This window comes from uncultured Gelidibacter sp. (genome assembly GCF_947500795.1).
In the GTDB taxonomy this organism is placed as follows: domain Bacteria; phylum Bacteroidota; class Bacteroidia; order Flavobacteriales; family Flavobacteriaceae; genus Gelidibacter.
Genome location: NZ_CANMTE010000004.1, coordinates 244287 through 267095 on the forward strand (window position 1 = coordinate 244287; position 22809 = coordinate 267095).

Here is a 22809-nt window from a genome sequence, read left to right on the forward strand (position 1 = left end):
TTTAAACATATGAAAAAGTTAAACTTACTGTTCATAGCAGCCCTATCTATGTCCAGTTTGATGGCTCAGGATATTACCGATGCCGTCAGGTATTCTCAGGACGAAGTTCAGGGAACTGCTAGATTTAGAAGTATGGGTGGCGCATTTGGCGCTCTTGGCGGCGACATGTCAGCAATTAGTATAAATCCAGCCGGATCATCAATATTCACTAATAGCCATGCGTCTATTTCAATTTCCAATTTAAGCACTAAAAACGATATCAATTATTTCAACGGCGTAAGCTCGTCATCAGACTCTAAGTTTGATCTCAATCAAACCGGCGTTGCTTTCATTTTTAATAATTTGAATGACAATTCTCCATGGCGGAAATTTGCATTGGGTGTTGCCTATGACAAGGTCACAAACTTTGAAAATGCGTGGAATGTGAGAGGCATTAACACCAACTCAAATTCTATTGGTGATTATTTTCTTGGGTATGCCCAAGGTTTACGTTTAGACCAAATATCTGCGCTTGACGGCGAAAGTTTATCTACTGCCTATTCTGAAATCAACAATTTCTACGGCTTTGGAAATCAACAAGGATTTTTAGGATATGAATCCTATATTATCGAGCCTAATACAAACGATGATGGGAATACGCAATACACTTCTAATATTGTAGGGAATAATTTTGATCAGGAATACACCTATGCCTCCACAGGCTACAATGGTAAGTTCAGTTTTAACGCTTCAACCCAATACGGCGATAATTTCTATTTTGGACTTAATCTGAATTCGCATTTTATCAATTATGAAAAATATACCGATTTACGCGAATCAAATGCAAACGCTGGTTCTTTAGTGAAAGATGTACGTTTTCAAAACGGACTCTCTACTGTGGGCTCTGGATTCTCATTCCAAATTGGTGCCTTGGCAAAAATAAATGAAGCACTTCGTGTGGGACTATCTTATAACTCTCCTACTTGGTATACTATTTCTGATGAAACCACGCAATACCTCGGTACGGTCAGAAATGAAAACGGCTCCAACGTTACACAGATTATAGATCCGTTTGTTGTTAATGTGTATCCGGATTACAAATTGCAGACTCCAGGAAAAGTAACAGGAAGTTTGGCTTATGTTTTTGGCGATAAAGGCTTGATAAGTTTTGATTATTCAAGAAAGGACTATGGAAGCACGAAATTCAAACCTACTTCTGACACTTATTTCTCATCACAGAACAGCTTAATGAGTGATGTGCTAAAAAATGCTTCAACGTATAGATTAGGTGGTGAATACAGAATTAAGCAAGTGAGCTTGAGAGGTGGCTACAGACTAGAGGAAAGTCCTTATAAAAATGATTCGTTTTACGGAGATTTGAATGGCTATTCTTTAGGTCTTGGATATAACTTTGGAAGTGTAAATCTTGATTTAGCCTATGAGCATTCGCAAAGAGAATACAACCATCAATTATATACTGTAGGTCTTACTGATGCCGCACAAATTGATTCCCAAGTTAATAACGTGACTTTAACTTTAGGGTTTAAATTGTAAGTTTCATACAGATAATTAAACATTAAAAGCACTCTTTATACGGAGTGCTTTTCTGTTTAAAGCCATTGAATCTTGAACTAAAACACATAAAGGTTTTGCGCTTTTTTACCGGCAAAATGATGATCTTAATCTAAGATTGGAAACATTATAAACAGTTGTAAAAGTTACCACGCAATAAAATATCGAAGCCAATGCTATGATTTTATATTTGTTTATCTTTGCAACTTATTTCAATTAAAACACGCCATTGACAACGTTGAGGCTGCTGATGGATTTACAAAAACGAATATGAATACAGATAAAAATATACAAGATATTGATGCTTTTGGTGATGATCACGTAGGCACATCTGCAGATACACCTATGCGAAGCGATGCTTTTAAGCTTTCTTCTGAAGAAAAAATTGACATCATTAAGGATGATGTAAGGCATATTATGGAAACTTTGGGGCTAGATCTTACGGATGATAGTCTTCAAGGTACTCCGCTACGTGTAGCTAAAATGTTTGTAAAAGAAATCTTTGGTGGTCTAAATCCAGAGAGAAAACCAAACGCCTCTACTTTTGAAAACAAATACAAGTATGGCGAAATGTTGGTTGAAAAAAACATCACCCTCTACTCTACTTGTGAGCACCATTTGTTACCAATTGTTGGTAGAGCGCATGTAGCTTATATTAGTAAAGGTACTGTTGTTGGTCTTTCTAAAATGAACCGCATTGTAGATTATTTTGCTAAAAGACCTCAAGTACAGGAGCGTTTAACCATGCAAATTGTGCAAGAATTACAAAAGGTATTGGGCACTGAAGATGTTGCTTGTGTTATTGACGCCAAACATTTATGTGTAAATTCTCGAGGCATTAGAGATATTGAAAGTAGTACGGTAACTTCTGAGTTTGGTGGTGCGTTTAAAGATCAGGACACCCGTCGTGAGTTTTTGGACTATATTAAACTAGATACAACTTTTTAATTTTAGTGTTTCTAGTTAGTAGCGTTATAAGCTTTTGCCAAAGTTTATAAAGATACTTTCTAGTTAATAATCGTTTTTATACTTTTAACAAAGAGCATTCTAATCATTAGAATTCATCTTTTTAAAGATTTGAATGTTATTGATTATATCAACGCAACATTTCTAATTTTCATTTTTCAGCAAAAAAATAAATCGCAAAATGCATCTTTACGACAAGCAACAAATAAAAATCTACAACTCCTTAACTGGGGAAAAAGAAGTATTCACACCTATCAGTGAGGGTTATGTTGGCATGTATGTGTGCGGACCGACTGTTTACAGCAATGTCCACTTAGGAAATGTGAGAACGTTTATGTCTTTTGATGTGATTTTCAGATATCTTAAACATTTAGGATATAAAGTCCGTTTTGTAAGAAATATTACAGATGCGGGCCATTTGGAAAATGATGCTGATGTTGGGGAAGATCGTATTGCAAAGAAAGCGCGTTTAGAAGAAATTGAACCGATGGAGGTTGTACAACGTTACACTGTTGACTTTCATAATATCTTAAATAAATTCAATTTTTTACCGCCAAGTATTGAGCCTACAGCAACGGGGCATATTATTGAGCAGATTGAAATTATCAAAAATATTCTTGACAAAGGTCTCGCTTACGAAGTTAATGGATCTGTATATTTTGATGTTTTAAAGTATAACGAAACGAAACCTTACGGGATTTTAAGCAAGCGTAATGTTGAAGATTTGATGCACAATTCGCGTGAACTTGACGGTCAATCAGACAAGAAAAACCCTCAGGATTTCGCACTTTGGAAAAAAGCGGAACCACAACATATTATGCGTTGGCCTTCACCTTGGAGCGATGGTTTCCCAGGGTGGCATTTGGAATGTACTGCTATGAGCACCAAATATTTGGGCGAACAGTTTGACATCCACGGTGGCGGAATGGATTTAAAATTCCCACACCACGAATGTGAAATTGCACAGGCAGAAGCCAGCAATGGCAAGCCACCAGTAAACTATTGGATGCACGCCAATATGCTCATCATGAATGGTAAGAAAATGGCGAAATCTACCGGAAATTTCATTTTACCTACTGAAATATTCACCGGAGACAATCCTCATATTACCAAATCATTTTCGCCGAGCGTTGCACGTTTCTTCATGCTTCAAGCACATTATAGAAGCATTTTAGATTTTACGAATAACGGTCTTTTAGCGAGTGAGAAAGGCTTTTTCCGATTGATGGATGCTATTAATGCGTTAGACGATTTAAAATCAGCTGGCACCTCAACATTCGACATTAAAGAATGGCAACAGAAATGTTATGATGCCATGAACGACGATTTCAATTCGCCAATACTTATAGCGAACTTATTTGAAGCCGTTAAATATATCAATCAAATAAAAGAAGGAACAGCCACGATTAGGCAAGAGGATTTGGACTTGTTAAAATCTACGGTGAACACCTTTGCGTTTGATGTTTTAGGATTGGTTAATGTGAAGGAGTCTGAAAATGGAACAGATAAACTTTCAGGAGCTGTAGAATTATTGATCCAATTAAGACAAGAAGCGCGAGCTAATAAGGATTTTGCTATGTCTGATAAAATTCGTGATGAATTGGCAGCAGCAGGAATCCAATTAAATGACGGTAAAGAAGGCACAACCTTTACGACCAACTAAAGTGGTATCGTAAACATAGAGGTTTGACGTAATGTTTTTTACATTATTTCAAACCTCTAATAAACCAACAGCTAATTTCAATTCAAAGCATTGAAAAAAATTCTTACATACCCATTTTTGTTGCTGATAAAGGTCTATCAAACTTTCATCTCTCCATTAACACCTGCTAGTTGCAGGTATCAACCAACGTGTTCACAATATTCGAAGGAAGCTCTAGAAAAACACGGATTATTTAAAGGTGGCTGGTTGGCAACAAAGCGTATTTTTAGCTGCAATCCTTGGGGCGGAAGCGGATATGATCCTGTCCCTGAAAAGCACAAACACTAAGTTTTAAAACTTTCTATATTCCAGCAATTCTACTTGGAATTATTTGCTGTGCATGAACTTCATTCATCGCATTCCCTATCCTCCCATTTTACTAAAGCTTTTGTAAATTTTAAAAGCATTCACGCTTATTACTTTTCAAAATATTATATTTACCCTTCTAATTAAATTAAACAGCATGCACGCACTTAAATTTGTCTGGGATCCTACCAAAGGCATCGATATTCTTGGTTTTACATTACATTTCTACAGCGTTATGTGGATTGTAGCTTTCATCTTAGGTTTCCTAATTATGAAGCGTATTTACAAACAAGAAAACCAATCAGAAGAATCCCTAGACTCATTATTTATATATTCCGTAATCGGGATTATGTTAGGTGCTAGATTAGGACATGTGATCTTCTACCAACGCGAACTGTTTAGCGAAGATTTTTTCAGCATATTTTTACCTGTCAAGTTTAAAGGCGGCTTCGAGTTTACCGGATTTCAAGGATTAGCGAGTCATGGTGCAGCCATCGGGATGATTATCTCCATGTACCTTTACAACAAAAAAGTATTGAAAAAATCAGTGCTCTGGATTTTAGATCGCGTAGTCGTTCCTGTAGCGGCAGGTGCTGTATTTGTACGATTAGGAAATTTTATAAATTCTGAAATTGTAGGAAAACCAACAGGCACTGATTTTGGGGTTGTTTTCGTTCAAAACGGAGAAGCTTTCCCAAGGCATCCAGCGCAGCTTTATGAAGCATTCTGTTATATTTTTGTATTCATCGCACTTTGGTTTTTCTATTGGAAAACTAAAAAAAGCGAGCAACAAGGTTTCCTTTTTGGACTCTTTTTAGTCTTGCTATGGGCTATCCGCTTTTTTGTGGAATTCATGAAAGAACCTCAAAGCGAACATGAATATATTGCTACCTCAGCACTTAATACAGGTCAGATGCTCAGTATACCATTTATACTCATAGGATTGTATTTCATGTTTATGTATAAACCCAAAAAACAACTCGCCTAATGAAATTACATGCATTTAAAATAGCAGCAATGTTAACTTTGGGTGCTTGCTGCATTCCTTTACAAAGTTGTAAGGAAGAGCAAAAAACAATTAAGCCTGTCGTTGTCGAATTTAAAAAAGAAGGCGAATTGGTGCTCAAAAAAGCTAATGACAGCATCATTAAAACAATAGATATTGAAATTGCTGATGACGAATACCAAACTCAAACGGGCTTAATGTATCGTGATCAAATGGATATGGATAAAGGAATGCTTTTCATATTTCCTGAAGAGGAATTCAAAGCCTTCTACATGAAGAACACCAAAATCGCTTTAGACATTATCTATATAGACAGTAATAAAAATATTGTCAGCTTTCAAAAAAACGCAGAACCTTTTAGTGAAACCTCTTTGCCTTCGGATGCTCCAGCCAAATATGTACTGGAAATCAATGCAGGCTTAGCCGATAAATGGCAATTGGAAGTTGGTGATAAGATAGAATATAAAAGAATCGATTAAACTAAAGCTGAAGTTAAACACCTACTAACTTCAGCTTTTATTTTTATATCCAGTTTCCATCATCTCTAAGGTCAAAAACTGCTTCCTTCTATTTCGACAAGTTACCTCAGGACGCTTTACCTTTATTCTCCTCTATATAAGATCATTTTAAAGATCTTAAACACTTTTCAATACGATCATATATCTAAACCATAGAATAGCGTTCTAAGCAATTCATTAGGGCTATCAAGTCCTGTTAGCTTGATATCAACTTAAGATTGTTCGATTCTATAGAGCACAAAAAAAGCCACTCTAGGAGTGGCTTTTCTTATTAAACTAACATGTTACATGTTATATTTTTGAATTCTCATCTAATGTTTCACCTTTATCTTTTAAAGTGTCATACATTATTGGAGTTGCTATGAATATTGAAGAATATGTACCAACTACGACACCTACAATAATTGCAAATAACAATCCTCTTAACGAGTCTGCACCTAATAAGAACATTGCCAATAACACTACCAATGTAGTTAATGACGTATTTAAGGTTCTACTAACCGTGCTGTTGATTGCAAAGTTGATATTCTTACCACCTTTAAATCCACCACGCTCTAGTATAGTCTCTCTAATTCTATCAAAGATAATTACCGTATCATTCAATGAGTAACCAATTACAGTCAAAATCGCTGCAATAAATGCTTGGTCAATTTCCATTGAGAAAGGCATAAATGAGTAGGTCATTGAGAAAATACCTAATACAATAATCACATCATGGAATACAGCTGAAACCGCACCCAATGAGAATTGCCATCTCTTGAAACGTAATAAGATATAAAGGAACACCACTACTAACGATCCTAAAACAGCCCATAAAGACTCTTTTTTGATATCATCAGCAATTGTTGGACTCACTTTACTTGAGAACATTTTCCCGATTTTCTTATCGTCAGAACCTACTTTAAATTCTTCATAAGTAATTCCTTTAGGGAAATAAGGCACTAAGGTTTCGAAAAGTTCAGATTGAACTTTCTCATCTGCCTCAGCAGTATTCTCATCTACCAAATACTTAGTAGAAATCTTTAATTGATGTGAACTACCAATAGTTTTCACCTCAGCACTTCCAAAAGCTTTTAAAACATCAGCTTTAACTTCTTCAGGATTCACTTCTTGAGCAAAACGAACTTGATACGTTCTACCTCCAACAAAATCAATACCTTCATCTAATCCTTTAGTAAATAAAGAGAATAAACTTAAAACAATAGCTACTGTTGAAATGATGTAAGCTATTTTTCTCTTATTGATGAAATCGATGTGCATGTTTTGGAAAAGTCCTTTAGTAGCAGATGTTGAGAACGTTAAGCCTTTTCCTTTACTGATATACCAGTCAACCAATAATCTTGTGATGAAAATTGCAGTAAATAATGAAGTAACGATACCAATGATTAAGGTAGTTGCGAATCCTTTAATCGGACCTGTACCAAATACGAATAAGATGATCGCTGTTAATAAGGTAGTAATGTTTGCATCTAAAATTGAAGATAATGCATTACTAAATCCGTCTTTAATTGCTTCTGCCTGACCTTTACCTTTAGCCAACTCTTCCTTAATACGTTCGAAAATAAGAACGTTCGCATCAACCGACATACCGATTGTTAATACGATACCTGCTAAACCAGGAAGCGTCAATACCGCTCCTAATCCTGAAAGCACTCCAAAAATCAATAAGATGTTCAATAATAAAGCGATATCAGCAAATAAACCGCCTTTACCGTAATACAGAATCATCCATACTAATACTAATGACAATGCAATTAAGAATGATGTTGTACCACTTTCAATAGCTTCTTGACCTAAAGATGCACCAACTTCATCCGCTTGAACGATTGCCGCTTTAGCAGGAAGTTTACCAGCTCTTAATACGTTAGCTAAGTCAATAGCTTCATTAAGCGTAAATGATCCAGAAATCTCTGAATTTCCACCAGAAATAGGACCTGTAGTTACTCCAGGAGCAGAATACACAATATCATCAAGTACAATAGCGATTTGACTTTGTTGAGCATAAGCTTTTCCAGTCATTTCTTCCCAAATCTTAGCACCTTTACTGTTCATTTGCATGCTTACAGAAGGTTGATTTCTTTGGTTGTAAGCTTGACGTGCATCCGTAATAACAGCACCACTTAATTCTGGCGTGTTTTCTCTATTTCCTTTGATGGCGTATAAATCAATAAACTCACTACCTTTTGCTTGGATACCCCATGCAAATTTCACGTAACGTTGGTCTGCTGGCAATAAAGAACGTACTTCTGGTTTATTAAGGTAAGACATGATTTTGTCTTTGTCTTTCGCTTCAAAGGTTGCCACAACTGGACCACCAGAACCGTATCCTCTTAATAAATCTAAGATTGGGTTTTCACCAACTTCAGTAGAATCAGATGAAATTACACCTGTTAATTCTTTAATTTTGCTATCAGCATCATCAATTGTATCTGTTACAACTTCAGATTCTGCAACTTCATTTTTAGCAGTTTTATTTACTAGTGGCTTTAAAGCTTCATTGGCTTGTGCCAAGAACGGAAGAAATTCTTCTCCTTTGTAAACATCCCAAAACTCTAACTGTGCAGTACTTTGTAATAAGTTTTTAACACGCTCAATATCCTTAGCACCTGGAAGCTCAACAAGAATACGTCCTGTGTTTCCTAATCTCTGAATGTTAGGAGATGTAACCCCAAATTTATCGATACGCTTACGTAATACTTCGAATGCAGAAACGATAGACTCATCAACTTTTTGCTCGATGATAGGCTTAACATCCTTATCAGTCATATCAAAAGTGATCTCTTCACTTAAGGTTCTGTTCGCAAAAATATCAGGAGATGCTAACTTTTGATTGCCTTTAATTTTTTCAAAAGCGATAAAGAAGTCTTCAACATAAGAGTTTTGACTGTTCTTCTGAAGTTCAGAAGCATCATCTAAAGCCTTATTGAATACAGGGTCTTTACTGTTATTTGCAAGACCTTTTAAGATATCTTTTACAGAAATTTCAAGAATAACGTTGATACCACCTTTAAGGTCAAGCCCCAAATTCATGGCTTTATCTTTCACCTCATCATAGGTGAAACTAGCCACACCAATATTAAATACTTCTTGATTTGATAATGAATCTAGATATCTAGCTTCATCTTGAGCCCTTTTTGTTGGGTCGTCAGATTTAAGTGCTGCGATTTGCTCAGCACGATCTTCAATCTGGTTAGCTTTGAATGTAAATGAAAGCTGGTAAATACTTACCAACCCAAATAACACAGCAAACAGCTTTACTAATCCTTTGTTTTGCATTACTTTAATTTTTTTAAGTCAAATTTTTAAACGCGCAAATATAGAATTTACGGTCAATTTGACAATTGTTTTTTATGATTATGTACGAATTGTTCCGTGTTCCCAAAAGCTCGATTAAAAAGCTTGTAAATACCATGGGAAACACACTTGGAAGAAATTATAGAAAAGAAGTCTTTAAACGTACGTTACAACTTCTAGCCCTTTATGAGACGGGGCCTGCCCTGACCTCAGGGATTTTGTGTAAGCCATTATCTTTTATAATGGCGATGTAGTTCTGAACTGCAATTTTTATTTTTAAAGCTGGCGCAGTTGCGTCACTATAAAAATCGTCAGTAGGAATATAAAAATTAGGATTTAAAAATCGGTATTGTCCAGACTTTAGCTCTACAGCATTTTTACCACCTAAATTAGATACTGTATTTTGACCGTCCTGAATCTCATAAACATCAAGATTATAGGCGACAGCATCATTTTTTGAAGGGAGTTGTAATGGTTCTTCTGATGTTTTATCTGCAACGAAACCTAAAGCGAGTTCCTTTTGCTTAGAAAGCATAGCTTTAATGCTCTCCACATTGGCATCACTATAATAGCTGATGACCATTTTGCCATCTTCTTGCTCAGTAACGTGAATATAAGCGACACCAATACGCTGCAATTGTTGCTCTACAATGGCAAGCGTATGTTGCGCATCTGTTGAAGAGCTATCGGCGTTGTTAAATTGTAATACAATTTCCTGATTAGGAACTGTAGCGCGCTGTTGCCCTAAAATGCCTCCAAGGACAGCCATGAAAATCAGGACTGCACTTAGGTACCATTTAGGTTGTATGTGTATATTTTGAATACGTTTCAACAGTTATAATTTGTGTCCTTTTGAAGATCTCAGATTCGAGTTTTCCAGCGGACTTACAAGCGGCAAATATAGGAAAAAAAATCCCGATAGCTATCGGGATTTTTTGTACAGTTTTTAGGTTTTATTGTTTTAATTACAACGGCTTACATTCCGAGAAGGTTATCCGTTTTAGTGTAGCCTTCAGGTGGTGTCATGATGAATTTATCGTCAGCAACTTTTTCAGCTTTTACCTCAGTCACCTCAGTTACCAATGTCATATTAAATCCTTGTTGTGCTAAATCCAAAGACATATACATAGGGAATCCTTTAAAATTGTCACCAAAAGCAGTTGTTTGTTGAGAAATGGCCTGTAATTTATCCGTAGCGTAAATAGCGCCTTTTACATCAGCCCCATCTTTTTTCATAGTCACATTGTATTTTACACACTCATAACCAAGAATATTTTTAGTCTCCGCAGTTTTTTCAATGTTTACATTTTCAAGATCAGCTTCAGATGGCGTCATATTAGCTTCCATGTATTTTTTGCCAATCATAGCGTTGTCCATCAACATTAACGATTTTTTTGAAGCATTATCTCCAATAAAAACAGTTGTGCCCGCCATTGGGTTAGTTGTTTCAGAACGCGTTTTATCATTTTTAAAATACGTTGTGGTAACCATTTCACCTAACATGGCCAACTGCGCATTCATTTGCTCATTATCACTAGACATCGTTTGTTTTGATACCACAACACCCTCAGTAATTTTCTCCTGAGCAAACATTGTTACACTCAAGCTTAAGGTTAATATAAAGAGTAATTTTTTCATAGTTTGATTTTTTAAAATTGAAATGGCAAGATATTAATATCTACAACTACTTCATTAAATATGGTTTAAAAATTTAAGTGCCTAAGCAAATTTGCTGATACATGCCGTAGAAACGACATACTTCAGCGCATCACTTAGGCACTTATGTATTAAAGTCTGTTGACTAATTATAATAGATCGTTAGTTTTACGAACGCCTTCAGCACTTTCTTGCATGTGTGCTTTTTCAGCATCGTTCAATTCGATTTCTACAATTTTTTCGATTCCGTTGCGACCTAAAATTACAGGCGCACCAATACAGATATCGTTTAATCCATATTCACCTTCCAATAATACAGAACAAGGGAACATTTTCTTTTGATCGCAAGCAATTGCTTGAACCAATCCGCTAACTGCTGCTCCAGGAGCGTACCATGCTGAAGTACCTAATAATTTGGTAAGTGTAGCACCACCAACTTTAGTCTCTTCCATTACTTGGTTCAATCTATCTTCTGATAAAAATTCAGATACAGGAACACTGTTACGAGTTGCCAAACGTGTTAATGGCACCATGCCAGTATCACTATGACCACCAATCACCATTCCGTCAACATCACTAATTGGAGCCTCTAAAGCTTCTGCCAATCTGTATTTGAAACGTGCAGAATCTAAAGCACCACCCATACCGATAATTCTATGTTTAGGTAAATCAGTAGATTTATGAACCAAATAGGTCATTGTATCCATTGGGTTACTCACTACGATAATGATGGTATTTGGAGAATTCTTGATTAAGTTTGATGATACATCCTTAACAATTCCTGCATTAATACCGATTAATTCTTCACGAGTCATTCCTGGTTTACGAGGAATACCTGAAGTAATCACACAAATGTCACTATCTGCAGTTTTAGAATAATCGTTAGTGACTCCTGTTATTTTGGTATCAAAACCGTTTAAAGAAGCGGTTTGCATTAAGTCCATTGCTTTACCTTCGGCAAAACCTTCTTTAATGTCCAATAAAACTACTTCACTTGCAAAATTTTTAATTGCGATATATTCCGCGCAGCTTGCCCCAACGGCTCCTGCTCCAACTACTGTAACTTTCATGTGTTTAAGTTTAAAATATTAAGATTAAAATGTTCCACAAATTTAACATTTTTAAACTATAATATATTTAAGATTGTCTTAAAAGGAAAAAAATATTTTGTTGCGCTTTTATCTCGCCAATACATTGCAAAACATCTGTCGAGCCCACTTAAAAAATATCATTAATCACAATCGTTTTTGATCGATAAGTTATAAAAATGAAAAAACCTCCTTAATGATTTAAGGAGGTTTTCTACTTATAAATTAACTATTGAGTTATCCGGATGTATTTAGGATTACTCGCATTGAAACTTTTAATTAAGCATCAATATTAGCATAAATTGCATTTTTCTCGATGAATTCTCTACGTGGCGGTACTTCGTCACCCATCAACATTGAGAAGATACGATCTGCTTCTCCTCCATTGTCAATTTGAACTTGACGCAAGGTACGGAACTCAGGATTCATTGTGGTATCCCAAAGTTGCTCCGCGTTCATCTCTCCAAGACCTTTATAACGTTGGATCCCTACACTTCCACCAAACTGTTCAGCAATCATATCACGCTCTTTATCACTCCAAGCGTATTCTTTTTTCTGACCTTTTTTAACCAAATATAAAGGAGGTGTTGCAATATAGATATGACCGTTTTCAATCAATTCCTTCATATATCTAAAGAAGAAAGTCAAAATTAACGTAGCAATGTGGCTACCATCGATATCCGCATCACACATAATCACCACTTTATGGTAACGTAATTTTGAAAGGTTTAACGCTTTACTGTCTTCTTCCGTACCAATTGTAACACCTAATGCGGTATAGATATTTTTAATCTCTTCGTTTTCAAAAACACGATGTGACATTGCTTTTTCAACGTTTAAGATTTTACCACGTAATGGCAAAATAGCTTGAAATGCTCTATCACGACCTTGTTTAGCAGTTCCACCTGCGGAATCACCCTCGACTAAAAACACTTCACATTTTGAAGGATCCTGTTCTGAACAATCGCTCAATTTCCCAGGTAATCCACCAATACTCATGACGGTTTTACGCTGTACCATTTCACGAGCTTTTTGTGCTGCGTGACGTGCTTGCGCTGCTAAGATTACTTTTTGAACAATGATCTTCGCATCTTCTGGATGTTCCTCCAAATAATCAGTCAACATTTCAGAAACCGCTTGACTTACAGACGCAGAAACTTCTCTATTTCCTAATTTAGTTTTTGTTTGACCCTCAAATTGTGGCTCTTGAACTTTTACTGAAATAATGGCAGTTAATCCTTCACGGAAGTCATCACCAGCAATTTCAAATTTCAATTTATCCAACATCCCTGATTCATCAGCATACTTTTTAAGGGTATGTGTTAAACCACGTCTAAATCCAGATAAATGTGTTCCACCTTCATGGGTATTAATGTTGTTTACGTAAGAGTGCAAGTTTTCAGCATAACTTGTGTTGTAAATCATTGCAACCTCTACAGGAACACCATTCTTTTCACCTTCAAAGTTAATTACTTCTTTAATTAACGGCTCACGGTTACCATCTAAAAATTTGATAAACTCTTTAAGACCTTCTTCTGAATGAAATGTTTCACCTTCAAAAGAACCATCATCTTTTTTAGTACGTCTGTCAATTAAATGGATTGTAATGCCTTTATTAAGGTAAGCCAACTCACGCATTCTGCTCGCCAAGGTATCATAACTATACTCTAAAACGTGGGTAAAAATTGATGGATCCGGCTTAAAAGTAACAACCGTACCCCTTTTATCAGTTTCACCAACCTTCTTAACAGGATACATTGGTTTCCCTTTCTCATATTCCTGTTCCCAGATTTCACCTTTTCTATAAACTGTGGCTTTTAAATGCTCAGATAATGCATTCACACAACTCACACCAACACCGTGCAATCCACCAGAAACCTTATAAGAATCCTTATCGAATTTACCACCGGCTCCAATTTTGGTCATTACAACCTCTAACGCAGAAACGCCTTCTTTTTTGTGCAAATCAATTGGAATACCACGACCGTCATCTTCTGTAGTGATCGAGTTATCTTCGTTGATAGTAACACTAATATTATTACAATGTCCAGCTAATGCTTCGTCAATAGAGTTATCGACAACCTCATAAACCAAATGGTGCAAACCTCTTACTCCAGTATCTCCAATATACATGGACGGACGCATACGTACGTGCTCCATGCCCTCGAGGGCCTGAATACTGTCTGCAGAATAATTATCCTTATTAAACTCTTCTTTCATATATAATTGTCTATTGTTTATTATAAATTTTATGTGTTATCCTATTTCGTAAAGCGATTAACCATAGAAAACTTCCATAAGAAATTTTCTTTCCAGCTGACTAAAAGCCACAAAAAAAATGATACTCACGCATCATTTTTGGATACTTACAAAGATAACAAAAAGCGAGGCCATTTGAAAGTATTTTACCGATAAACTCTTGAAATTATCAACATTTGTTAATTACTAAAAAATGTCTTAAATCGCCTAAAAAACACCTTAAAATGGATTTTACGTTATTTTAACATCTTCTAAAAACGCAAAAAACCTCAAAATCGCACAGAAGCTCGATTTTAAGGTTTTGAAATATATAATATTTGGTCAATTATGCTTTTACATAGGCATCAGAATGCACTTTTGCCACTGCTCTACCACTTGGGTCATTCATGTTTTTAAAACTCTCATCCCACTCTAAAGCAATTTTGGTGCTACATGCTACGGATGCTTCTTGAGGCACGCACAGGGCCGCTGCATCGCTTGGGAAATGTTCAGCAAATATAGATCTGTAGAAAAACTCCTCTTTGCTCGTTGGTGTTTGTAATGGGAACTTGTATTTAGCGTTTGCCAATTGCTCATCAGTCACTTCATGCTCAACCATTAATTTTAAGGTGTCAATCCAGCCATAACCTACGCCATCACTAAATTGCTCCTTTTGTCTCCAAGCTACGCTTTCCGGGATCATATCTTCAAACGCTTTACGCACCACCCATTTTTCCATACGCTCCCCGTTGATCATTTTATCTTGTGGGTTGATACGCATGGCAACATCCATAAACTCTTTGTCTAAAAATGGTACACGGCCTTCAATTCCCCACGCCGCTAAACTTTTGTTAGCACGCAAGCAATCGTACATGTGGAGTTTGCTTAGTTTTCTAACAGTCTCCTCATGGAATTCCTTTGCGTTTGGCGCCTTATGGAAATAAAGGTATCCTCCAAACAATTCGTCAGCTCCTTCCCCAGACAACACCATCTTAATTCCCATTGATTTAATAACACGCGCCATCAAATACATTGGTGTACTGGCTCGAATTGTTGTAACATCATACGTTTCAAGGTTATAAATAACATCTTTTAGGGCATCCAACCCTTCTTGAATGGTGAATTTGATTTCATGATGTACAGTTCCAATATGATCCGCAACCTTTCTTGCCGCAGCCAAATCTGGAGACCCTTCCAATCCTACAGAAAAACTATGCAATTGTGGATACCACGCTGCTTGTGTATCGTCAGATTCAATGCGCTTTTCAGCGTATTTCTTAGCGATGGCAGAGGTAACTGAAGAATCCAAACCTCCAGATAATAACACACCGTAAGGCACATCACTCATTAATTGACGGTGCACTGCAGCCTCTAAAGCCTCTTTAATGGCTTTAATGCTCGTTTCGTTATCTTTTACAGCCTCGTAGTCCGTCCACTCACGTTTGTACCATTGCACGAACTTTCCGTCCTTACTGCTTAAGTAATGTCCTGGAGGAAATAATTCAATTTTCGTACAATAGCCTTCCAACGCTTTCAATTCAGAAGCAACATAGAAGGTTCCGTTTTGATCCCATCCAATATAAAGAGGGATAATTCCCATATGATCACGGGCAACGAAATACTCATCTTTTTCAACATCATAAATGGCAAAACCGAAAATACCGTTCATTTCATCTATAAAGTCAACACCTTTTTCTTGATATAACGCTAAAATAACCTCGCAATCACTTTCAGTTTTAAACGTATAATCCGGAAACTGTTTTCTTAATTCTCTATGGTTATATATTTCGCCGTTCGCAGCTAAAACATAACGTTGATCAGCACTGACCAATGGCTGTTTTCCCGACGCAGGATCTACAATAGCCAAACGTTCATGCGCCATAATAGCCTTGTCATTATTATAGATACCACTCCAATCTGGTCCGCGATGACGGATTATTTTTGCCATTTCCAACAATTGAGGTCTTAAATCCTCAGCTTTCTCTTTTAAATCGAAGGCACATACAATTCCACACATGATTCTATATTTATTAAATGTTTGTTTTTATTATAATACTTAGGCAAATATTAGTTTATCATTCCAATAATAAAACAAACAACCTTAAAACGGTTACACATTAAAACTAGAAAACGAATATTCAATTAAAATTAAAAGTGCATCTACTTTTAATTGAACATATTTTAATAAACCTAAAGTTTCATCCTACATGTTCATTAAAATGTTCGTTTTTAAAATTAATAATCTTAAATTTCACTTTTAAAAAACCCAATAATTCTATGAAAACAGTAATCAAAACATTAGTATTGACCTTGGCTTTAATATTTTCTTATACGGCCAACGCTCAAAAATTCCCCGACTTAGACAAAAGCCCTATGGATGCGGCAACATTTCCGAGCAGTTACAAAATCTCTGACAAAATTGTAAAGGTGGTTTATAGTCGCCCATCATTAAAAGGAAGAGACATCTCGAAATTAGCTCCTAATTTTGAAGTTTGGCGAACAGGCGCAAATGAAGCAACAGAAATTACCTTTTATAAACCGGTAACTTTTGGCGATACCAAAGTAAAGCCAGGTACTTATACGTTATTCACCATTCCTGGGGAAAAGGAATGGACCATTATTTTAAGTTCTGACATTAATGTTTGGGGTGCTTACACTTACAAAAAAGAGCATGACGTGGTACGCATAAAAGTTCCTGTATCAGAAAGCAAAGAGGTTTTAGACGCTTTTTCCATTGCTTTTGAGGAATCAGAGACAGGCGCTGACATGTATATTGGCTGGGGTACTTTAAGAGTTAAAGCACCACTTACTCTATAAGTTGATCATTATTATAAATGAAAAGAGTCTAGAAAAATCTAGACTCTTTTTTTATGGAATATTTAAATATTTATGGGTTTGTAAGGAGACTTTCCATTTAGGATTCGCCATCACATAATCCACAATTTCGGGAACCACTTTGTCGCGTTTGCTCCATTCTGGCTGTAGATATAAAATACAATCCTTATTCACCTTAGCCGCTTGCTCTTCAGCAAACCTAAAATCATCTTTATTATAAACAATCACCTTTAACTCATTAGCCTTTTCATAGACCAATTCTGTAGGAAGTTTTAATTTCTTAGGAGACAAGCAAATCCAATCCCAAGTACCCGTAAGCTCGTAAGCTCCTGAAGTTTCAATATGAACCTGTAACCCTCTCTCTTTCAATTTAGAAGTTAACGGACCCATATTCCACATTAATGGTTCGCCACCAGTAATAACAATGGTGTTACTATATTTTGCTGCGTTTTCAACAATAGCATCTGCCATTGTTGGAGGATGCAATTCTGCTACCCAACTTTCTTTCACATCGCACCAATGACATCCTACATCACAACCACCAATTCTTATAAAATAAGCAGCGGTGCCTTTATGGAATCCTTCCCCTTGAATGGTGTAAAATTCTTCCATCAACGGTAACAGGAGACCTTGGGCTATCAATTCTTGTTTTTCACTTTTTGTCATAGCGTGCAAAGATACTTCATAATCTTAGAAGTTAATAGCTAGCGAATAGAAGTTTTTATTTAGAAGCAATAACCTCAATTTCTATACTTGCATTGAGGGCTAGTCCGCTAGCAGCAAATGTTGTTCGCGCAGGTTTGATAGGAAAATAAGTTTCATAAACCGCATTAAAAGCAGCAAAATCGTTAATATCCCTTAAAATAACCGTGCATTTAATAACCTTATCCAAGGACGATTTGTGATGTTCCAAAACCGCCTTAATGTTTTCTATACACTGTTTGGTTTCTGCTTCAATGCCACCTTCAACCAAGGTACGCGTCCCATGGTCCAAACCAATTTGTCCGCTCAAAAATAAGAGATCGTTATGCTCAACGACATCACTAAACGGTGCTTGTTGTTTATTGGCTTCATGCGATTGATGAAAAACTACTTCATTTACAGCTTTATTGCAAGACGTTGCAAAGAGCATTACAAAAACAACGACGAAAAGACATTTAAGTTTCATTTTTTATCTTTTAAACTTGAATAAAATTACACTATTTTTATGCAAAATTTTAGATTAATGAGTAGAAAGGACGAGTTTTTCAGACATATTCAAGAAGGAAATACGAATAAAGGCGATTTCATCACTTTAGGATCTGCCATGTTAGATGGCGAAACTATAACCAATGCATTTGTAAATGTCCCTTTAAAAACTTTAAATAGACACGGACTAATTGCAGGAGCTACGGGAACGGGGAAAACCAAAACTTTACAGGTTCTGGCAGAAAACCTATCGGATAAAGGTATTCCTGTATTATTGATGGATATTAAAGGTGATTTAAGTGGTTTGGCTGAGCCAAGTCCTGGACACGCTAAGATTGATGAACGTCATGAAAAAATTGGACTTCCTTTCGAATCGAAGGCGTTTCCTGTTGAAATTTTAACCTTATCCGAACAAGATGGTGTGCGTTTACGCGCCACAGTAAGCGAATTCGGCCCGGTATTGCTATCTCGAATTTTAGATTTATCCGAAACACAGTCGGGAATTGTCGCCGTAATTTTCAAATATTGTGACGACCATAAAATGCCTCTTTTAGATTTGAAGGATTTCAAAAAGATCTTACAATATGCTACACAAGAAGGTAAAGCAGAATTTGAAGACGCTTATGGCCGCATTTCAACGGCCTCGACTGGTGCTATCCTCAGAAAGATAATTGAGTTGGAACAACAAGGTGCTGACTTGTTTTTTGGAGAAACTTCCTTTGAAGTAGACGATTTATTAAGAATTGACGAAAACGGTAGAGGCTATATTAACATCATCCGATTGACGGATATTCAGGATCGTCCTAAATTATTCTCGACATTTATGTTGAGTTTGTTGGCTGAAATTTATTCTACCTTTCCAGAACAAGGCGATTCAGGAAGACCTGAATTGATCCTATTTATTGACGAAGCCCATTTAATTTTCAATGAAGCATCCAAAGCACTTTTGAATCAAATTGAAAGCATCGTAAAATTGATTCGAAGTAAAGGTGTTGGTATTTATTTTGTCACCCAAAATCCTACCGATGTCCCTGAAGCAGTCCTAAGTCAGTTAGGATTAAAAGTTCAGCACGCCTTAAGAGCATTTACAGCAAAAGATAGAAAAGCCATCAAATTAACGGCGCAAAACTATCCTGACACGGAATATTATGACACCGCAACAGTTTTAACGTCTTTAGGAACTGGAGAGGCCTTAGTGAGTGCCTTAGATGAAAAAGGACGCCCTACGCCCTTAGCAGCAACCATGATGCGTGCACCAATGAGCCGCATGGACATTTTAAACGATAATGAGTTGTCCTCTTTATTATCCAAATCAAAATTGGTTAAAAAGTATAATGAAACCATAGACCGTGAAAGTGCCTATGAGATGCTTAACCGTAAAATTGAGTTGGCAGAAGCCGATGAAGCCAAGGAAAAAGCAAAACAGGAACTGGAAGACATCAAGAAACAACAATCCAAACAAAGAACAACCACCACGCGTCGTAGCACTGCAATGAATCCTGTTGTAAAAGTATTGACGAGCGCCACATTTATTAGAAGTGTCTTTGGAATTATATCCAAAGTCATGAAAACGAAACGCTAATTAAAGCAGTTATTTCATTAAAATTCTGCGTTTGCAGAACCCCTAAAACATTTTATAATGCACAAATCGCTTATTTATATTGCTCTATTTTCACTACTAATAACAAGCTGTGGAAAAGATCAAAATCCTTTTTTAATCCAAAAACAGAACATTGGCAACCTAACCGATTCAACCCAAGTTAAAGATTTAAAGCTTGTTTTCGAAAATGATTCTGTGGTCAATTATATAGGAAATGATGAATTTACAAGAAACATCAATTCCATAGATGTTTATGACAAGGAAGGCACACCATTATTGAGCATGTCTCCTAACCAAAAAGCGGATTCCACTGCGGTTTTTAGTAGTGTTCGTATTTTAGATCCACGCTACAAAACAGAAAAAGGGATTTCAATATTAAGTACTTTTAAGGATATCCAAGGGGCTTATGAAATTACTAAAATTGACAACCTCATCAATTCTATAGTAGTTAGTGTTGACGACATCAATGCGTCCTTTACAATTGACAAACAAGAATTGCCTTCAAATTTACGATTCGATAGAACCTTATCTTTTGAAGCATCTCAAATTCCAGATAACGCTAAAATAAAATATTTTTTCATCCACTGGAATTAAACCACTAACACAACCCGATGAGTTCATTTTTCTCCAAACTATTAATTACAATTGCTCGAAGAAAACTTGAGTCAAAAGATTCATCTACAAAAGCCAGTAACAAACTAGTTATTCCTTTAGCACGAAGGATAAAAATTGAAATTGCCCACGGCATAAAGGATTATATCTATGTGCTGATTGGCGTATTTTCCGCAGGATTTGGCCTTAAAGGATTTTTACTTCCAAATCGGTTTATTGATGGTGGGGCGACAGGTATTTCACTGCTTTTAGAAAATATCACTCAAATTGATTTGAGTTATTTATTAATCTTAGTCAACATCCCATTTTTGATTCTAGCAGCAAAAACGTTCAACGTTAAATTTGCGCTAAGAAGCATCATTTCCATTGCCATATTAGCTGTGGTGGTCCATTATGTTAACTATCCCACAGTTACGGAAGACCCCTTATTAATTGCAGTTTTTGGAGGTTTCTTTTTAGGTTTAGGAATAGGACTAGCCATGCGTGGCGGTAGCGTGATTGATGGCACTGAAGTATTGGCCATTTGGCTCAGCAAAAAACTTTCCATCACAATTGGAGACGTTTTGCTATTGATTAATATTATCATTTTCTCATTCGGCGCTTACATTCTATCCATAGAAATTGCACTTTACGCAATCCTGACATATCTTGCCGCAGCCAAAACTGTTGATTTTGTGGTAGATGGCGTTGAAGAATATGTTGGTGTTACTATTATTTCCAACAAACATGAGGCGCTACGTAAAATGATTGTTGAAGAATTAAGACGCGCTTGCACTATTTATGTTGGAAAAGGCGGCTATGGCGGACAAGAAGAAAGCTACAACAAAGACATTATTTATACAGTGGTTACGAGGCTCGAATTGGCTAAACTTCACACCGAAATAGACAAGATTGACGCCAATGCTTTTATCATCATGGGACTCGTTAAGGATATTAAAGGTGGCATGATTAAGAGGAAACCTATGAAATAAAATATTATATTGAGGTCTGAAAACGGAAGGAAATCCGAATGTGAACTTTAAAAATTAAGAATTTATGCCAAATAAACCTTACAAAATTCAAACCTCACCTTTTGTGGTTCCTACCACCGACGGAAAAATAATTAAGGAGCATTTTGGAAGGGCTTCAGATGGGAATTCTCAACTCAGTATTGCACATATGATTGCTCCCGCTGGATGGAGTGAACCTTTTCAAACGCCAGAATTTGACGAGTACACATTTATCATCAGTGGTAAAAAACAATTCATCATTGAAGATGAAACTGTTATTCTATCGGCTGGCGAATCCATAAAAATCAATAAAAATACAAGAGTTCAATATTCCAACCCGTACACTGAACCTTGCCATTATCTTGCTATTTGTCTCCCTGCGTTTTCAATGGACCTCGTTAATAGAGAAGGACAATCCATATGAAGGAAATCCTAATCAAATTTATCGGTACCTATTACAATGCGCTGAGCTATGTTTCAAAACCTTATGCCGCTGATCAGGCGTTGTATTTGTTTATGAAGCCACGCGCTGGTAGATTAACTGAAGAACAGTCCGATTTTTTACATACAGCCTATCAAGAAGAATTGAACTATGAAGATTACCGCATCATGACTTATAGATGGCTGGGATCAGGACAAACTATATTATTGACTCATGGGTGGGAAAGCAACTCTGCGCGTTGGAAACAACTCATTCTAAATCTCAAGAAAAAAGGATATAACGTTATTGCAGTAGACGCTCCAGGACATGGAAAATCTGGTAGCAAAGTTTTTAACGCCATCTTATATGCCGAATTCATTAATGTGGTCGCCAAACGATTTTCTCCGGATATCATTATCGGTCATTCTGTTGGTGGCATGGCAGCTGCGCTTTTTCAACATAAATACCAATTTGGCAATTTGAAAAAAATAATTCTGTTGGGAGCGCCGTCAGAATTTCAAGACGTCATGAAACGTTATACGGATATGTTAGGCTACAACAGTCGTATTATATCCCAATTACAACAGACCATCCAAGAGCGATTTGGAAGTCCGGCAGAAACTTTCTCAACTGCCAAATTCCTTGAAACCATTGAATCTGAAGGCTTGATAATTCATGATGAAGATGACCGCATCATTCCTTATAACGATGCCTTACGTCTTAAAAATAGTTTTAAAAACAGCCAACTCATTACTACAAAAGGTTTGGGCCACTCCCTAAATGATGACACTGTTGCTGATTACATTTACACTTTTATTGGCGCTTAAAACTATTATCTT

General features: G+C 36.4%; 20 protein-coding genes. 12 read left to right on the forward strand and 8 right to left on the reverse strand.

From position 1 onward, the window contains the following. The first annotated feature begins 9 nt into the window (after positions 1-9). The 6 genes from Q0947_RS11210 (at position 10) to Q0947_RS11235 (ending at position 6010) form a co-directional block, all read left to right on the forward strand. A complete protein-coding gene (locus tag Q0947_RS11210) occupies positions 10-1533 on the forward strand; it encodes an outer membrane protein transport protein (RefSeq protein WP_299397253.1) in 1524 nt (507 codons plus the stop codon). Between the two features lie 288 nt (positions 1534-1821). Beyond that, the gene (gene folE, locus Q0947_RS11215) at positions 1822-2499 is read left to right on the forward strand and encodes a GTP cyclohydrolase I FolE (RefSeq protein ID WP_299397256.1); all 678 of its coding nucleotides are present in this window, start codon (positions 1822-1824) and stop codon (positions 2497-2499) included. 199 nt (positions 2500-2698) lie between these two features. Next, positions 2699-4180: a cysteine--tRNA ligase gene (gene cysS, locus Q0947_RS11220; protein ID WP_299397259.1), complete on the forward strand. Its 1482-nt coding sequence runs from the start codon at positions 2699-2701 to the stop codon at positions 4178-4180. Between the two features lie 90 nt (positions 4181-4270). Then, entirely contained in the window at positions 4271-4507 is a 237-nt protein-coding gene (yidD, locus tag Q0947_RS11225; RefSeq protein WP_299397261.1) for a membrane protein insertion efficiency factor YidD, read from the forward strand. Between the two features lie 175 nt (positions 4508-4682). Continuing rightward, positions 4683-5513, forward strand: coding sequence for a prolipoprotein diacylglyceryl transferase (lgt, locus tag Q0947_RS11230; RefSeq protein ID WP_299397264.1), 831 nt, complete (start codon positions 4683-4685; stop codon positions 5511-5513). Continuing rightward, positions 5513-6010: a DUF192 domain-containing protein gene (locus Q0947_RS11235; protein WP_299397267.1), complete on the forward strand. Its 498-nt coding sequence runs from the start codon at positions 5513-5515 to the stop codon at positions 6008-6010. Before lgt ends, Q0947_RS11235 begins: the two co-directional genes overlap by 1 nt. A 330-nt stretch (positions 6011-6340) precedes the next feature. Here Q0947_RS11235 and secDF read toward each other — a convergent pair whose 3' ends face one another. The 6 genes from secDF to asnB form a co-directional block, all read right to left on the reverse strand. Further along, the gene (secDF, locus tag Q0947_RS11240; RefSeq protein WP_299397269.1) at positions 6341-9325 is read right to left on the reverse strand and encodes a protein translocase subunit SecDF; all 2985 of its coding nucleotides are present in this window, start codon (positions 9323-9325) and stop codon (positions 6341-6343) included. Between the two features lie 202 nt (positions 9326-9527). Then, positions 9528-10112: a hypothetical protein gene (locus Q0947_RS11245; protein ID WP_299397271.1), complete on the reverse strand. Its 585-nt coding sequence runs from the start codon at positions 10110-10112 to the stop codon at positions 9528-9530. A 206-nt stretch (positions 10113-10318) separates the two neighbouring features. Next, positions 10319-10981, reverse strand: a complete 663-nt coding sequence (locus Q0947_RS11250) for a DUF4412 domain-containing protein (protein ID WP_299397274.1) — start codon at positions 10979-10981, stop codon at positions 10319-10321. 167 nt (positions 10982-11148) lie between these two features. Beyond that, the gene (mdh, locus tag Q0947_RS11255; protein WP_299397277.1) at positions 11149-12069 is read right to left on the reverse strand and encodes a malate dehydrogenase; all 921 of its coding nucleotides are present in this window, start codon (positions 12067-12069) and stop codon (positions 11149-11151) included. A 297-nt stretch (positions 12070-12366) separates the two neighbouring features. Then, positions 12367-14307, reverse strand: a complete 1941-nt coding sequence (gene gyrB / locus Q0947_RS11260) for a DNA topoisomerase (ATP-hydrolyzing) subunit B (RefSeq protein WP_299397280.1) — start codon at positions 14305-14307, stop codon at positions 12367-12369. Between the two features lie 364 nt (positions 14308-14671). Beyond that, on the reverse strand, positions 14672-16342 hold the full coding sequence (asnB, locus tag Q0947_RS11265; RefSeq protein ID WP_299397283.1) for an asparagine synthase B: 1671 nt from the start codon (positions 16340-16342) through the stop codon (positions 14672-14674). A gap of 260 nt (positions 16343-16602) precedes the next feature. Between asnB and Q0947_RS11270 the strand changes: the two genes are divergently transcribed. After that, positions 16603-17142 (forward strand): DUF2911 domain-containing protein, encoded by a 540-nt coding sequence (locus Q0947_RS11270; RefSeq protein ID WP_299397286.1) that lies wholly within the window; start codon positions 16603-16605, stop codon positions 17140-17142. A 51-nt stretch (positions 17143-17193) separates the two neighbouring features. Here Q0947_RS11270 and Q0947_RS11275 read toward each other — a convergent pair whose 3' ends face one another. Both Q0947_RS11275 and Q0947_RS11280 read right to left on the reverse strand, forming a co-directional pair. Then, positions 17194-17826 carry a 7-carboxy-7-deazaguanine synthase QueE gene (locus tag Q0947_RS11275; RefSeq protein WP_299397288.1) on the reverse strand — a complete coding sequence of 211 codons (633 nt, stop codon included), beginning with the start codon at positions 17824-17826 and terminating at the stop codon, positions 17194-17196. Between the two features lie 55 nt (positions 17827-17881). After that, a complete protein-coding gene (locus tag Q0947_RS11280; RefSeq protein WP_299397291.1) occupies positions 17882-18328 on the reverse strand; it encodes a RidA family protein in 447 nt (148 codons plus the stop codon). 57 nt (positions 18329-18385) lie between these two features. Here Q0947_RS11280 and Q0947_RS11285 point away from each other — a divergent pair, with 57 nt between their 5' ends. The 5 genes from Q0947_RS11285 (at position 18386) to Q0947_RS11305 (ending at position 22797) form a co-directional block, all read left to right on the forward strand. Continuing rightward, entirely contained in the window at positions 18386-19930 is a 1545-nt protein-coding gene (locus Q0947_RS11285) for a helicase HerA-like domain-containing protein (RefSeq protein WP_299397293.1), read from the forward strand. Positions 19931-19987: 57 nt separating this feature from the next. Further along, entirely contained in the window at positions 19988-20542 is a 555-nt protein-coding gene (locus Q0947_RS11290) for a hypothetical protein (protein ID WP_299397296.1), read from the forward strand. A 17-nt stretch (positions 20543-20559) separates the two neighbouring features. Continuing rightward, positions 20560-21531 (forward strand): YitT family protein, encoded by a 972-nt coding sequence (locus Q0947_RS11295; protein WP_299397299.1) that lies wholly within the window; start codon positions 20560-20562, stop codon positions 21529-21531. 64 nt (positions 21532-21595) lie between these two features. Then, on the forward strand, positions 21596-21973 hold the full coding sequence (locus Q0947_RS11300) for a cupin domain-containing protein (RefSeq protein WP_299397301.1): 378 nt from the start codon (positions 21596-21598) through the stop codon (positions 21971-21973). Next, entirely contained in the window at positions 21970-22797 is an 828-nt protein-coding gene (locus Q0947_RS11305) for an alpha/beta hydrolase (RefSeq protein ID WP_299397303.1), read from the forward strand. Before Q0947_RS11300 ends, Q0947_RS11305 begins: the two co-directional genes overlap by 4 nt. Positions 22798-22809 lie beyond the last annotated feature (12 nt).